Source organism: Paraburkholderia sp. SIMBA_053, assembly GCF_046534895.1.
Taxonomy (GTDB): domain Bacteria; phylum Pseudomonadota; class Gammaproteobacteria; order Burkholderiales; family Burkholderiaceae; genus Paraburkholderia; species Paraburkholderia caledonica.
Genome location: NZ_JAWRXU010001443.1, coordinates 1 through 245 on the forward strand (window position 1 = coordinate 1; position 245 = coordinate 245).

General features: G+C 67.3%; 1 protein-coding gene. It reads left to right on the forward strand.

Annotated features, from left to right (window positions below):
• Window positions 1-245: hypothetical protein (locus SB753_RS40395; protein WP_410805592.1), on the forward strand; the 245-nt coding region annotated here is incomplete at both ends.

Below are 245 nucleotides of genomic sequence, written 5' to 3' on the forward strand. Positions count from 1 at the left end.
GGTTCTGGCAACTGCGTGAAGGAGTGTCAGCCCTGTACGCGCGCGAAGCGCACGACATCGACGCGCGCGACGACGCACTCGTCGTATCCGCGCCGACGAAGGTCACCGAGACCCGGGGCGACACCCTCAACCGGCCCGTTCTGACAGTCACGCTGACCGCACCCCTCGAGGGCATCATCGGCGTTCTGATCGAGCACCACACCGGCGGCCTGCCTCATGAGGGCTTCGATCTCCCCGGCATCGGG